The sequence below is a fragment of the Hymenobacter artigasi genome, assembly GCF_012275535.1.
Lineage (GTDB): Bacteria > Bacteroidota > Bacteroidia > Cytophagales > Hymenobacteraceae > Hymenobacter > Hymenobacter artigasi.
In genome coordinates this window covers 54387-69934 of record NZ_JAAVTK010000001.1, presented here as the reverse complement: position 1 = coordinate 69934, position 15548 = coordinate 54387, and the positions used below count along the sequence as shown (strand labels likewise).

Here is a 15548-nt window from a genome sequence, read left to right as displayed (position 1 = left end):
AGTGTTGGAAACAGGGTGGGTTAAAGGATGAATCGGTGGAAAATGAATGGATAAAAAAGCAGGGTGCGTGCCGCCGAGCATAGCTCAGCCAGACATTACCTTCACAATGTCTGGCTTTGGTGGGCCAATGCAAAAGCTTTGCGGGACTATAGTTGCGCAATCGTTGCCGGGAACGTTCCCACCCGTGCCCGGCCGGGGCCCGGGCTTTGGTGGGCATAGAATAAATCTCAGAATGGATTGCGGCGGCTGAAACAGGATTGTTGGGCAAGACGGGCCGACGTGGCAACGTTCCCGGCAACGATTGCGCAATTAAAGGTGCCCAATCTGGCAAAAACAGGCTGTTTTCGGCGCGCGTTTGGTCTAATATTGTTAGGGCAACCCTGCCTTTACACTCCCCTGATGGCTCCGGCCAGCGCGAGTCCCACCCTTGATTTTCCTTCAATGAAATCAACCTTCGTAACGATACTGGCCGGCTTGGCTGCCTTCCTAACCATGGCCTGGCGCCCGGCCGAAACCTCCAAAACGCAGATTTTCCTGGTCGGCGATTCCACCATGGCCGACAAGCCTGACCTCACCAAGCCCGAGCGGGGCTGGGGCATGGCGTTCGGCCAGTATTTCGACGGCGGCGTGGTGATTCGCAACACCGCCGTGAACGGGCGCAGCACCAAAAGCTTCCTGCGTGAAGGCCGTTGGGCCAAGGTGCTCGAAGCCATGAAGCCCGGCGACTGGGTGTTCATCCAGTTTGGCCACAACGATTCCAAAGCCGAAGACAGCACCCGCTCGGCCCCGGCCCAGACGCTGTACCGCCAGCTGCTCACCAAGTTTGTGCAGGAAGCCAAAGCCAAAGGGGCGAATCCTGTGCTGCTCACGCCGGTAGGCCGCCGGTATTTCGACGACAACGGCAAGCGCAAGGACGACCACGGCGAGTATCCCGGCGTGGTGCGTGAGGTGGCCAAAGCCCAAAAAGTGCCCCTAATTGACCTGCACGAAAAAAGCTGGGCCATGTACTCGGCGATGGGCGAAGTGGGCACCCGGCCCCTGTTCTGGAGCTACCAGAACGGCTACTACCAGCCCAACCCCGTAGCGCCCGCCAAAAACGACAACACCCACTTTTCGGAATACGGTGCTACCCGCGTGGCCCAGCTGGTGGCCCAGGATGTAGCAGCCCAAAAGCTGGCATTGGCCAGCCACCTTAGCCGCACCGTATTCGAGGGCAAGCTCACCGCCGACCTACCCGTGGTGCTACAAACCGCCTTTAAGAAGGACACCTTCAACCTGACCAAATACGGCGCGGTGGCCGACGGCCAGACCCTGAACACCGAGGCCTTCCGCAAAGCCATTGAGGCTTGCGCCGTGACTGGCGGCACCGTGCTGGTGCCGCGCGGCCTGTGGCTGACGGGCCCCATCAGCCTGAAAAGCAACGTGAACCTGCACCTGGCCGATGGCGCGCTCGTGCAGTTCACGGCCGACCGCAGCCAGTACCCGCTCATCAAAACCACCTGGGAAGGGGAGGAGGCCATCCGCAGCCAGGCCCCGCTTTCGGGCACCGACCTCACCAACATTGCCATCACCGGCCACGGCACCTTCGACGGCGCCGGCGACGCCTGGCGGCCCGTGAAAAAGAGCAAGCTTAACGAAACGCAGTGGCGGAATCTGGTGGAGTCGGGCGGTGTGCTCAACGATAAAAAGGACTACTGGTACCCCTCGGCCGCCTCCATGAAGGGCAATATGCTGGCCGCTGCCGGCACCCCGCGCAAGAGCCTCAATCCCGACGACCTGGCCGACATCCGCGACTTTCTGCGGCCCAACATGCTCAGCCTCACGCGCTGCAAGCAGGTGCTGCTGGAAAGCTTCGTGATTCAGAACTCGCCGGCCTGGACCATTCACCCGCTGCTGTGCGAAGACATTACCCTGCGCAACGTGACGGCCCGCAACCCCTGGTACGGCCAGAACACCGACGCGCTGGACCTCGAATCGTGCCGCAACGGCCTGGTGGAAGGCTGCACCTTCGACGTGGGCGACGATGGCCTGTGCATCAAATCGGGCCGCGACGAGGAAGGCCGCAAGCGCGGCGTGCCCACCGAGAACTTCATCATCCGCAACTGCCGGGTGTACCACGCCCACGGCGGCTTCGTGATTGGCTCCGAGATGTCGGGCGGCGTGCGCAACCTGTACGTGAGCAACTGCACCTTTATGGGGACCGATGTGGGCCTGCGCTTCAAAACCGCGCGAGGCCGGGGCGGGGTGGTCGAGAACATCTTCGTGGATGGTATCGACATGACCGACATTGCCGGCGAGGCCGTGCTGTTCGACATGTACTACGCCGCCAAAGACCCCGTGCCGATGGCCGGCGAAAGCACCGCGCCGCCCGTCATCGCCGCCCAGCCGTTGAACGAGGGCACGCCGCAGTTTAAAGGCTTCCGCATCAGCAACATTACCTGCAAGGGCGCTACCACCGGCATTCTGGTACGGGGCCTGCCCGAGATGAGCATCAAGGACATCAGCATCGAAAACGCGGTGCTGGCGAGCAAAAAGGGCCTGGTGTGCCAGGAAGCCGAGAACATTCGCCTGAAAAACGTGGCCTTGCTCACCATCGATACCACGCCGGTAATGGAAGTCCAGAACAGCCGCAACATCGTGCTCGACGGCATCCATTACCCCACCGGGGCCGACCTGCTGCTGCGCGTAACCGGCGACCGTAGCAAAGACATTAAGCTCACCAACACCAATACCAAAAACGCCAAAAAAGACGTGCAGCTCGGCGATAAGCTGGGCCGCAAAACCGTCAACGTGGCTGCGCGGTAATTGATTTGGAACCAGGAAAGTCAAGACCGTCATGCTGAGCTTGCCGAAGCATCTCTACCGCAGTGGTAAATAATTACTTACACGGTAGATATGCTTCGGCAAGCTCAGCATGACGGTCTGTATTGTATCGAAAACAACCCCCATGAAACAACTCACCCGCCTCTTGCTGCCCCTGCTGTCGCTCACGCTGCTGGCGGAAACCGGCTCGGCCCAAACGGCCCCTCCGCGACCGTATTCGCAGCGCATGGCCGATGCCTTTATTTCCTGGAGCCCCGACTCCATCGTTATCGGTAACCGGAAATCGGCCCGCTGGGATTATGAGCAAGGGCTAATGCTGAAGGCCCTGGAACGCGTGTGGCAGCGCACCGGCGACGGCCGCTACTTCACTTACATTCAGAAAGATGTCGACCAGTTTGTGCAGAAGGATGGCAGCATCCGCACCTACAAGGCCGAGGAGTACCAGCTCGATAACATCACCACCGGCCACGCGCTGCTGCTGCTGAGCCAGCTGTCGGTGCCCGGTAACGATAAGTATGTAAAGGCCGCACAGCTGCTGCACAAGCAGCTCGAAACCCAGCCGCGCACCAAGGAAGGCGGCTTCTGGCACAAGAAAACCTACCCCAACCAGATGTGGCTCGACGGCTTGTACATGGCCGAGCCGTTCTACGCCGAGTACAGCCGGATTTTCAACCAGCCGGCCGGGCTCGATGACGTAGCCAGGCAGTTTGCCCTGATTGAAAAGCACCTCGTGGACCCCAAAACCGGCCTGCTCTACCACGGCTACGACGAAAGCCGGGAACAGCCATGGGCCAACAAAGCCACCGGCCAGAGCCCCAGCTTCTGGGACCGCGCCATGGGCTGGTACGCCATGGGCCTGGTCGATGTGCTCGACTACTTCCCCGCCAACCACCCGCAGCGGCCCATGCTCATCAAGGCCCTACAACGGCTGGCCCCCGCCGTGGCCAAATACCAGGACCCCAAAACTGGCACCTGGAGCCTCGTGATGGGCCAGGAAACCCGCAAGGGCAACTACGCCGAAGCCTCCGGCAGCAGCATGTTTGTATATGCGCTGGCCAAGGGCGTGCGGATGGGCTACCTCGACAAAAAGTACGCCGCCGTGGCCCGCAAAGGCTACGACGGCATCCTGAAAACCTTCGTGGAAACGGGTGCCGACGGCGCCCTGGCCTTCAACGGCACCGTGAGCGTGGGCGGCCTGGGCGGCAAGCCCTACCGCGACGGCTCCTTCGACTACTACCTTACTGAGCCGCTGCGCAAGAACGATTTGAAGGGCGTGGGTCCCTTTATTCTGGCCAGCACCGAGATGGAGATTGCTGCCGAAAATGCCATCGGCCAGGGCAAAACCGTGGGCCTCGACTATTTCTTCAACCACGAAACGCGCAAGAGCCCCCTCACCGGCGAGCAGGAGCAGTGGCACTACACCTGGGAGGAGCGTACCCACGGTGGCTTCTGGCTGTGGGGCAACCAGTTTCGCGAACTGGGTGCTAAAACTGTGGCCGTGCCCGCCGCGCCCACGGCCGCCAGCCTCAAGCCATTGAGCGTATACATCATCGTCGACCCGGATTCGCGCAAGGAGTCGCCCAAGCCCAACTACATCCAACCCTCCGACAGCAAGGTTATTACCGAATGGGTAAAAGGCGGCGGCACTCTCGTGCTCCTCGCCAACGACACGGCCAACTGCGAAACCAGGCACTTCAACGAACTGGCCAAAAACTTCGGCGTGCAGTTCACCAACCAGAGCGTGAACATGGTGCAGGGCTCCCAGTTCGAGCAGGGCAAAGTGGATTTGACCTCCGGCAGCGTGGTTTTCAAAAATGCCAAAACGGCTTATGTGAAAGAGCTGGCGGTGCTGTCGGCCATGCCACCGGCCCGGCCGCTGGTCGTCAACAGCGATAAAATTATCATGGCCACGGCCCGGCTGGGCAAAGGCAAAGTTTTCATCCTCGGCGACCCTTGGCTGTACAACGAGTACACCGACGGCCGCAAAATCCCGGCTTCCTTCGAGAATTTCCAGGCCGGCAAGGATTTGGCCACCTGGCTGCTGGGCAAGTAAATCGAAGAAGTAATGCGATGACAAAGGCCGGCCGGGAATTTCCCGGCCGGCTTTGTTTTGGGCGGTGATGGCTGGTGAGCACTCACTAGCCGGGTAACTATCGGCAACGGTTCCGGAAACGATTGCGCAATTAAAGCAAAGATTTTCCTTTCAGAAGCGGGTTTTTTGCCGGAACATTACTTTACCATAGCCTCGCCACACTGCACCCGTTGGTACGGGCAGTCGCGTCGCTCTAAATTCCCATTCTTCGTTCAATGAACCAGCTCGCTACGATTGATTACATCGTTTTCTTCGTCTACTTCATCATCGTGTCCAGCTACGGCATCTGGATTTACCGGCGCAAAACCGGCCACGACGGCACCATCGAAGGCGATTCCAAAGACTATTTCCTTGCCGAAGGCTCCCTGACGTGGTGGGCCATCGGCTCCTCGCTCATCGCCTCCAACATCTCGGCCGAGCAGTTTGTGGGCATGTCGGGCTCGGGCTTTAAGATGGGCCTGGCCATTGCCACCTACGAGTGGATGGCCGCCATCACGCTGGTGGTCGTGGCCGTGTTCTTCATCCCGGTGTACCTGAAGAACAACATTGCCACCATGCCGCAGTTCCTGAGCCAGCGCTACAACGGCACGGTGGCCATGATTATGGCCCTGTTCTGGCTGGCGCTCTACATCGTGGTCAACCTGACCTCCATTCTCTACCTCGGGGCCATTGCCATCAGCAGCATCGCGGGCCTGAACCTGACGTTCTGCATGTACATGCTGGCCGGTTTCGCGGTCATCATCACCCTCGGCGGCATGAAGGTGATTGGCTTCACCGACGTTATCCAGGTGTTCTTCCTGATTCTCGGCGGTCTGGCCACTACCTACCTGGCCCTGAACCTGGTAGCTGAGCACTACGGTTCCTCGGGCGTCCTCAACGGCTTTAGCCTGATGACGGAGCACGCCAGCGACCACTTCCAGATGATTTTCAAGCGCGACAACGAAAACTACATGGACCTGCCGGGCCTCACGGTGCTGCTCGGCGGCATGTGGATTGTGAACCTGAACTACTGGGGCTGCAACCAATACATCACCCAGCGCGCCCTGGGAGCCGATTTGCCCACGGCCCGCGCCGGTATCCTGTTTGCTGCCTTCCTCAAGCTGCTGATGCCCGTAATTGTGGTGCTGCCCGGCATCGCGGCCTACGTGCTGTATAAGCAGGACATCTTTGGTGAGTTCGGCAAGGCCATGGTTTCGGGCGGCGAGCTAAACCCTGACCGCGCTTACCCGGTGCTGCTCAACATCCTGCCGGTGGGCCTCAAGGGCCTGTCCTTTGCCGCCCTCACGGCCGCCGTGGTGGCCTCGCTGGCCGGCAAAGCCAACTCCATCGCCACCATCTTCACCCTCGACGTTTACAAGAAAGTCATCAACCCCGCTGCTTCCGAAAAGACGCTGGTAAGCACCGGCAAAATTGCCGTAGTCGTGGCCATGATTCTGGGCGTGCTCATCGCGCCGCACCTGGGCATCGACAAAAAAGGCGGTTTTCAGTACATTCAGGAGTACACGGGCTTTGTGTCGCCGGGCATTTTTGCCATGTTCATCCTGGGCTTTTTCTGGAAGAAAACGACGTCGAGCGCGGCGCTGTTTGCTACCATCGGCGGCTTTCTGCTCTCGATTCTGCTCAAATTCCTGCCCGGGGTAGTAAACCTGTCGTTCCTCTCGCCCTTCGGCTTCTCCATTAAAAATGCCGCCGGTGTCTACGAAATCCCTTTCCTTGACCGGATGGGCTTCGTGTTCATCTTCTGCGTGATTGGGATGATTATTATCAGCCTGTATGAGAAGAGCCGTGGCGTGAAAACCAACGGTCTGGAAATCGACAGCAGCATGTTCAAGCCGCAGCCCAGCTTTGCCATTGGCACGGCCGTTATCCTGGTCATCATCACCGCCTTGTACACCATTTACTGGTAGGGCCGGGCTCGCGCGAACCAGCGCATGAAATAAGCACCCCGTTTGAATAGCGGGTGCCGCTGCTGAGCTTGGCCCTGCAGCCCGCTGCCCCGTCAACCCTGTTGCGGGAGTGGGGGCCGAACGTGGCGCAGTAGGCCCATTTGCGCAATTGCCAACCGGAAGCCCCGGGAACTGGTCGTTTTGGAACGACTGGCTCCCGGGGCTTTTTGCGGGCCTTTGGTGGAGTAAATCTGCGAAATCCGGGGGGCGTGTCGGTGATGGGTTGGGAACCGGCTATATTGGAAAAATTCAATAATTGGTCTTGTTGCAGTAGGCTGGGCAAGCCGGGTGGGCTTTGTGGAAATTTTAGTGCCTGAGGCATATTTGGTGCCGGGTTTGGGTAGGGGAGGCGCACATGGCATCGTTCCCGGCAACGATTGCGCAAAAAAATATTGTCCAACTCTTGCTTTTGGCTGAGGCTTCACCAAACCTTTAAGAAGCAGGAACGGCCCCAACTACTTTTTTGGGCCTGTCGGCTCTTCTTCATCGTCCCAACATCGTCCCTTTTATGACTGCATTTTCTTCTGCCTTTAGCTTAGCCGGCAAGCGTGCCCTGGTCACGGGTTGCGACCGGGGTATCGGACAAGCCATTGCCCTCGGCCTGGCCGAGGCGGGTGCCGACATCATCGGTGTATCCATGCACATGCCCGCCGGCGGCGAAACCGAAGTAGCGGTGCAGGCGCTGGGCCGCGAATACCGGGGCTACGAGGCCGATTTCGGCAAGCTCGACGAGTTGCAGGGCTTCATTAAGGAAGTGCAGGCCGACTTTCCGGTCATCGACATTCTGTTTAACAACGCCGGCATTATCCGCCGCGCCCCGGCTGCCGAGCATTCCGATGAGGACTGGGACGCCGTGCTCAGCATCAACCTCGACGCGCCGTTCCGCCTGGCCCGCGCCATTGGCGGCCAGATGCTGAAAAACGGCAGCGGCAAAATCATCTTCACCGCCTCGCTGCTCACTTTTCAGGGCGGCATCAACGTGCCCAGCTACGCGGCCAGCAAAGGCGGCGTGGGCAGCCTGGTGAAAGCCCTCGCCAACGAGTGGGCCGGCCAGGGCGTGAACGTGAACGCCATCGCGCCCGGCTACGTGGCCACCGACAACACCGCCGCCCTGCGCCAGGATGAAGAGCGCAGCGCCGCCATCCTCTCGCGCATTCCGGCCGGCCGCTGGGCCCTGCCCACCGACTACCAGGGCCCGGCCGTGTTCTTGGCCTCGGCCGCCAGCGACTACGTGCACGGCACCATCCTCACCGTCGACGGCGGCTGGATGGGACGGTAGATGAAATGTTGAGTTTTGAGGGTTGAATTTTGAATTGAAATCTCACCCGGCTCTCGCAAAATCAAAACTCAACCTTCAACCCTTAAAACTCAACCCTTCCATGACTCAGCGCTTTGCCATTGGCCCCCGCGAAACGGCCACGCTCAACACGAGCGGCCTCCGGGAGCACTTCCTGATTGAAAACATCTTCGCCGCCGGCGAAATCGAGCTGACCTACACGCACTACGACCGCATGATTGTGGGCGGTGCGCAGCCCGCCGAAACGGCGCTGACGCTGCCCTGCCCGGAGTCGCTGAAGGCCAGCTTCTTCCTGGAGCGCCGCGAATTGGGCGCGCTCAATGTGGGCGGCGCCGGCACCATCACCGTGGATGGCACGGTGTACGAGCTGGGCAACCAGGATTGCCTGTACGTGGGCATGGGCAGCAAGGAAGTAACCTTCGCCAGCGCCGACGCGGCCAATCCGGCGAAGTATTATCTGCTTTCGGCTCCGGCCCACGCCGGGCACCCCACCACCCGCCGCACCCAGGCCGAAGCCACGCCCGTGGAAATGGGCGCTATGGAAACCGCCAACGAGCGCACCATCTACAAATACATCTACGCCGAAGGCATCCAGAGCTGCCAGCTGGTGATGGGCCTCACCCAGCTCAAGCCGGGCAACGTGTGGAACACTATGCCCAGCCACACCCACGACCGGCGCATGGAGGCTTACCTCTATTTCAACCTGCCCCAGGACCAGCGCGTGCTGCACCTGCTGGGCGAGCCCACCGAAACCCGCCCCCTGTGGGTGAGCAACGAGCAGGCCATTCTCTCGCCGCCGTGGTCCATCCACACCGGCTGCGGTTCCAGCAACTATGCCTTCATCTGGGGCATGGCCGGCGAAAACCGCGAGTACACCGATATGGACGCCGTGCCCCTCGACATGCTGCGCTAATCGATTGATTGACAAAAAACTCCCACCCAAATTCTTTATCTGATGAAAAAACATCTTCTCCTGCTCTGCCTGCTGCTCCTGGGGAGCATCGGGCTGGCGGTGGCGCAAAGCCGCCAGGTCCAGGGCGTTGTGAAGGCGGCCGACGGCGAAACCCTGCCGGGCGTGACCGTCCTCGTTGAAGGCACCACCAACGGCGCTTCGACCGGGCCCAATGGCGACTTCTCCATCACGCTGCCCGCCAATAGCTCGAATGTCAGCCTGCGTTTCAGCTACGTGGGCTATGTATCGCAGGCCGTGAAGGTGGGCGACAAGGCGACCATCAACGTCACGCTGGTCGCCGACAGCAAGCAGCTGGATGATGTAGTAGTTATCGGTTTTCAGGAGGTGCAGCGGCGCGATGTGACCGGTTCGGTGGCGTCGGTTAATGCCCAGCAAATCAAGGATGTGCCGGTAAACTCGGCGGCCGAAGCGCTGGCTGGCCGTCTGGCCGGGGTGCAGGTTACTTCCTCGGAAGGCCAGCCCGGCTCGTCGGTGCAGGTGCGGGTGCGGGGCGGTGGCTCCATCACGCAGGACAACTCGCCGCTGTACGTGGTGGACGGCGTGCAGGTAGAAAATGCCCTGGCGGTGCTCTCGCCGCAGGATATTGCCTCCGTCGACGTGCTGAAGGATGCTTCGGCCACGGCCATCTACGGCGCCCGGGGTGCCAACGGCGTGGTTATCATCACCACCAAAGGCGGCAAGGAAGGCCGTACTACCGTGACGTACAACGGGTTTGCCGGCTTCCGCCGCATCGTGAAAACGCTGCCTGTACTGCAATCGGCCGACTATGTGGACTACGCCTATGAGAAGTCGCGCATTTCGGGCGGCTCGTCTCTGTCGGCTTTTAAGAACCGTTTCGGCAGCACTACGTTCCGCGACCAGCGGCCGTATAGCAGCACGGTGCCCGGCTACGACACGCTGGGCGTATCGCGCAACGCCGACTTCATCAACTGGCAGGACCGGGTGTTTGGCGGCGACGCCTTCCAGCAAACCCACAACATATCGGTGGCGGGCGGAGCCAAAGGCACTACCTACTCGCTGAGCCTGACGCGCAACGACGAAAACGGCATCCAACTCAACACTGGCTTTGTCCGGAACCTGGTGAACTTTCGCCTCGACCACAAAGCCAACGATAAATTCCGGGTGGGCTTTTCCAGCCGCCTCACCGACCAGGTAATCACGGGGGGCGGTACCACCGGCTCCACTACGGCCTCGACTACCAGCACGCGCCTGCGCAACTCGCTGGTGTATCTGCCCATCGTGACCTCGCAACAGCTGAACGCGGGGATACCGGTGGATGATTATCCGGACGATGAATTCTTCTCGGCATCGAACTCGCTCTCGAATCCGATTCTGACCATCAACAACGAGACGCGCAAAAACCGCAGCCGGGTGTTCAACCTGAGCGGCAACGCCAGCTACAACTTCACCAAGAACCTGTCGTTCCGCTCCACGCTGGGCTTCGACTACACCACGGCGCGCCTAGAAGACTTTTACGGCCAGTATTCACCGGCGGTGCGCACCCAGAGTGGCCTGCCCTACATCAGCATCAACACCGGCCAGGCCGTGACGCTCAACAACTCCAACGTGCTGAGCTACACGCTCAAGTTTGGCAAGAACACGTTCGATGGGGTGGTGGGTGAGGAAACCTACCAGCGCCGCAACCCCTTCCTGAACGTAACGAGCTACTACCTGCCCAAAGCCATTGGCTTTGACCGGGCCGTGGATAACATTGGCCAGCGCGACCCCAGCGCCCCCACCACGCCCCAGCTCGGCCCGCAAACCGGCGTGACCGAAGACTCGCACCTGCTCTCCGGCTTTGGCCGTTTGAATTACAACTACGACGGCAAGTACCTGTTCACGGCCACGTTCCGGGCCGACGGCTCGTCGAAGTTCAAGGGCAGCAACAAGGTGGGCTACTTCCCGGCGGCTTCGGCGGCCTGGCGCTTCTCGCAGGAGAAGTTCATGGAGCCCTTCGCGGCCACCATCACCGATGCCAAGCTGCGCCTGAGCTACGGCCTGTCGGGCAACAACCGCATCAACGACTTCCTCTACGACCCGCTCTTCGGCACCAGCGGCCCGTTGAACCCGATTCCGAACACCTACTACGCCCTCAACGACAACCTGACGCCGGGCATCGCCGCCACCTCGTTGGCCAACCCCAACCTGAAGTGGGAAACCACGGCCTCCACCAACGTGGGCCTCGATTTGGGCTTGTTCAACAACCGCGTGCAGTTCACGGCCGATGCCTACTACAACCGCACTTCCGACCTGCTGCTCAACCTGAGCATTAACCCCAGCAGCGGCTACACCACGCAGCTCATCAACATCGGCTCCACCTCGAACCGTGGTCTGGAGCTGCAGCTTACCGGCACCGTGATTAAGACGCCGGACTTCAGCTGGTCGGCCAACACCAACTTCTCCTTCAACCGCAACCGCGTGGAGGACCTGGGCGGCTCGGCGGCCCTGCCCATCCAGTACTCGGGCTGGGCCAGCACGGCCATCACCGGCGACTACTACGTGGCCGTGGGCCAGCCCGTGGGCCTGATGTATGGCTACGTAACGGACTTCGATAACGGTAGCAAAGGCTTCTATACCGCCGACGACTTTAAGGGCTACAACACCGCTACCAACCAGTGGATACTGAAAGACGGCGTTAAGAGCGATAAAGGCATCACCGGCTTTAGCAGCGGCGAAGTGACGCCCGGTACCATCAAGCTCAAGGATATCAACGGCGACGGGGTGATAGACACCAACGACCGCCAGGTTATCGGCAATGCCAACCCCAAGTTCACGGGCGGCCTCAACCAGCAGTTTTCCTACAAGGGGTTCGATGCCAGCATCTTCCTGAACTGGGTGGTGGGCAACGACATCTACAACGCCAATAAGATTGAGCTGACCTCGTACTTGGCCAACGGCAACCTGGCCAACGGCTTGGCCATTATGAAGGACCGGTACCGCCAGATTGACGAGAACGGGGCCATCATCACCGATGTGGCCACTTCGGCCCGCGTGAACCAGAACGCCAGCATCTGGAGCCCCACGCGCCAGCTGTTCCTGCACTCCTGGGCCATCGAGGACGGTTCGTTCCTGCGCATCAATAACGTGACCATGGGCTACACACTGCCCCGGTCCATTTCGCAGTACGCCCGGCTTCAGTCGGCCCGTTTCTACGTGACGCTCAACAATATATATACGTTCACCAAATACACCGGCTTCGACCCCGAAGTCAATACCCGCCGCTCCACCTCGCTCACGCCGGGTGTCGATTACGCCGCGTATCCGCGCAGCCGCGCCTTCCTGTTTGGCATGAACCTGACTTTCTAATTGTTCCTATCATGATAACGATAAAACCATTTTTTCGCCCGGCCCTGCTGGCCCTTGGGCTGGCCGGTTTCACCAGCCTGGTATCGTGCAAAGACTACCTGGAAGTGCAGCCCACGGCGGTTGATACCTCCACGGCCGTGTTCAGCAGCGTGAGCGGAGCCTACAATGCCGTTATCGGGGCCTACGCGCCCATGGCCGGCGATGTGGCGTACGGCAGCCGCATCAGCACGTACTTTCCCTACGATTCGGAGGATTTCCTGAACTCGCCCACCGGCACCGACGCCGGCGACGGCCGCCGCGGCATTGCCCGCTACGTAGCCAACACCACCAACGCCGACGTGCGCAACGCCTGGAATGCGCTGTACCGGGGCATTGAGCGGGCCAACATCTGCATCAAGTACATCCCGGGCATGACGCAGTATGCCGGCGGCACCGACCAGGCCGCCGTGCAGCGCCTCTACGGCGAAGCCCTCACCCTGCGGGCCCAGTACTACTTCGAGCTGGTGCGCAACTGGGGCGATGTGCCCTCGCCCTACGAGCCCACCGTGACCGGCCAGGATTTGAACACCCCGCGCACCAAGCGCAACGCCATTCTGGACCGCATGATTGCCGACCTGGCCCTGGCCACGCCGCTGGTGCCCTGGCGCTCGGCCGCCGGTTCCGATGAGCGCATCAGCAAAGGGGCCGTGAAGGCGCTGCGCGCCCGCCTGGCCCTGTACCGCGCCAGCTTCTACTACGACCCGGAAGCCAAGAGCATGCTGCAGGCCGCCGACCGGAATACGTACTATGAAATCGTGCGCACCGAGTGCAACGACCTCATGAGCAACCGCGCCGAGCACGACCTCAACGCCAGCTTCGAGGAGCCCTTCCGGGCCATCTGCGAGTACCGCCGCGACCTGAAGCACGAAACGATTTTTGAGGTTGCCATGGGCGGCACCACCAGCCCCTCCACCACCGACAGCAAGCTGGGCTACGCCACCGGCCCGCGCGTCACGGCCATTTCGGCGGCCTACGGGTCCACTACCCAGGGCTCCATTGTGGCCACGCCCACGTACTTCTACGCTTTCGACTCGACCGATACGCGCCGCGATGTCACGCTGGCCCCGTACAGCATCGATGCCGGCCCCAAGCGCCTGCATACCAACGCCGTGACGGTGTACGACGGCAAGTTCCGCCGCGAGTGGAGCAGCAATGCCACCCTGCGCTCCAGCGCCGCGCAGGGCCTGGGCTTCAACTGGCCCCTCATCCGCTTTTCTGATGTGCTGCTGATGTACGCCGAGGCCGACAACGAGCTGGGCAACGGCCCCAGCACGAAAGCGGTGAGCGCCCTGAACGAGGTGCGGGTACGGGGCTACGGCGCGGCCACGCCCCCGGCCATTGGCGCGGGCTACGCGGCTTTCCGCACGGCCATCATGCGCGAGCGTTTGCTGGAGTTTGGCGGCGAAGGCATCCGCAAGTATGACCTGATTCGCTGGAACCGCCTGGGTGCTACTTTCCAGGAAATCAAGGCCCGGCTGAACACCCTGACCGCTGCCGTGAACAGCGAGCTGCCGCAGTACATCTACTACACCACGCCCACCACCTACGGGCCGCTGCGCATTCTGAACTCGTACTACAAGCCTTCGTCAATCGTGCCCGCGCCCGCCGGCACCACCCGGGTCGAGTGGATTAACGTGACGGCCACGTCGGGCATCACCGTTACGCGCATCAACGACATCGCCTCGGGCTTCACCGAAGCGCACCAGCTGCTGCCCATTCCGGCCGAGTCCATCAACCTCAATACCAAGCTGACGCAGAACCCCGGCTACTGATTTGAGTAGGAGCCGTTGCGCCGGTCTGACCGCCCCAGGCGGTCTGACCGGTTGAAGCAAGCACGGTTTCGCCCACACGACAACCGGTCGGACCGCCCAGGGCGGTCGGACCGGAGCCGGCCCTGCCGCTGATTTAAGTAAACCAGTTTTTTATCGGGGCTGCGGCCCCACATCTCAACGCATGATGACGCTGCAAATACTGCTCCTGCTGGCGGGGCTGGGCAAGGTGGGACTTGGAACTACGCCGACCCGGCAGGAAGTAGTAGCCACGGGTGGTTCGGAGCATTTCCGAGCCACCCAGGCCGCGCCGTCGCAAGCAGTGATGCAGGACACCACCGCCGAAAAGATGCTGGTGTTTCAGCGGGCCGTGGGCGGCTGGCCCAAGGCCGTAGGTACCAAAAAGGTGGACTACAGCCACCCGCTGAGTGCCGATGAGCGGGCTAGTACCCTCAAGGACAAAAACCGCAACGACGCCACCATCGATAACAACGCCACGAGCCGCGAAATCAACTACCTGGCCGCCGCGTACCAAAAAACCAACAACCCCGCCTACCGCCAGGCTGCCGAAAACGGCATTCGCTACCTGCTGAAAATGCAGTATGCCAATGGCGGCTTCCCGCAGTACTACCCCGACGTGGCCATTTACCGCCACCAGATTACCTACAACGACAACGCCATGGTGCAGGCGCTGGGGGTGCTGCGCAAAGTAGCCCGCCAGCAGCCGCCCTTCGCCGGCCTCGATGCGGCGCTGGTGCCCCAGGCCCAGGCGGCCGAAGAGCGCGGCATCGGCTGCATTCTGAAAACGCAATATGTGCGCCAGGGCCAGCCCACGGCCTGGTGCGCCCAGTATGATGAGAAAACCCTGCAACCGGCCAAGGCCCGCGCCTTCGAGCTGGCCTCGCTGAGCGGGGATGAGTCGGTGGACATCGTGCGGTTTCTGATGGGGGTAGAAAACCCCTCGGCATCCGTGCGCAAGTCCATTGAAAGTGCCATGGCCTGGTTTGAGAAAGTGAAAATGACGGGCTACGCCGTGCAGGAAGTCACGCTGCCATCTTCCAAAAAAGTACTCGACCGCGTCATCGTGCCCACGCCCGGGGCCAACCTCTGGGCGCGCTTTTATGAGTTGGATACTGACCGGCCCATCTACGTGGGGCGCGACAGCCAGGTGCACTACCAGCTTACCGAGATTGAGAACGAGCGCCGCGCCGGCTACCTCTACGCCGGTGTCTGGCCCGAAAAATTACTAACCAAAGAATTCCCCGCCTGGCAAAAACGGGTGAGTACGGGAGGGCACTAGCTG

The 15548-nt window shown here is 61.0% G+C and carries 8 protein-coding genes; all 8 read left to right on the top strand.

What is annotated here, in order from left to right; genetic code table 11:
- The first annotated feature begins 441 nt into the window (after nucleotides 1–441).
- Nucleotides 442–2805, top strand: a complete 2364-nt coding sequence (locus HBN54_RS00285; RefSeq protein ID WP_168671150.1) for a glycosyl hydrolase family 28 protein — start codon at nucleotides 442–444, stop codon at nucleotides 2803–2805.
- 142 nt (nucleotides 2806–2947) lie between these two features.
- Nucleotides 2948–4876, top strand: a complete 1929-nt coding sequence (locus HBN54_RS00280) for a glycoside hydrolase family 88/105 protein (RefSeq protein ID WP_168671149.1) — start codon at nucleotides 2948–2950, stop codon at nucleotides 4874–4876.
- A gap of 254 nt (nucleotides 4877–5130) precedes the next feature.
- Nucleotides 5131–6822 carry a sodium/sugar symporter gene (locus tag HBN54_RS00275; RefSeq protein WP_168671148.1) on the top strand — a complete coding sequence of 564 codons (1692 nt, stop codon included), beginning with the start codon at nucleotides 5131–5133 and terminating at the stop codon, nucleotides 6820–6822.
- 547 nt (nucleotides 6823–7369) lie between these two features.
- Nucleotides 7370–8140 carry an SDR family oxidoreductase gene (locus HBN54_RS00270; RefSeq protein WP_168671147.1) on the top strand — a complete coding sequence of 257 codons (771 nt, stop codon included), beginning with the start codon at nucleotides 7370–7372 and terminating at the stop codon, nucleotides 8138–8140.
- Between the two features lie 100 nt (nucleotides 8141–8240).
- Nucleotides 8241–9071, top strand: coding sequence for a 5-dehydro-4-deoxy-D-glucuronate isomerase (gene kduI / locus HBN54_RS00265; RefSeq protein ID WP_168671146.1), 831 nt, complete (start codon nucleotides 8241–8243; stop codon nucleotides 9069–9071).
- Nucleotides 9072–9113: 42 nt separating this feature from the next.
- The gene (locus tag HBN54_RS00260; RefSeq protein WP_168671145.1) at nucleotides 9114–12437 is read left to right on the top strand and encodes a SusC/RagA family TonB-linked outer membrane protein; all 3324 of its coding nucleotides are present in this window, start codon (nucleotides 9114–9116) and stop codon (nucleotides 12435–12437) included.
- Between the two features lie 11 nt (nucleotides 12438–12448).
- Complete coding sequence (locus HBN54_RS00255) at nucleotides 12449–14248, top strand: RagB/SusD family nutrient uptake outer membrane protein (protein ID WP_168671144.1); 1800 nt, start codon at nucleotides 12449–12451, stop codon at nucleotides 14246–14248.
- 181 nt (nucleotides 14249–14429) lie between these two features.
- On the top strand, nucleotides 14430–15545 hold the full coding sequence (gene pelA, locus HBN54_RS00250; RefSeq protein ID WP_235955326.1) for a pectate lyase: 1116 nt from the start codon (nucleotides 14430–14432) through the stop codon (nucleotides 15543–15545).
- The last annotated feature ends 3 nt before the right edge of the window (nucleotides 15546–15548 follow it).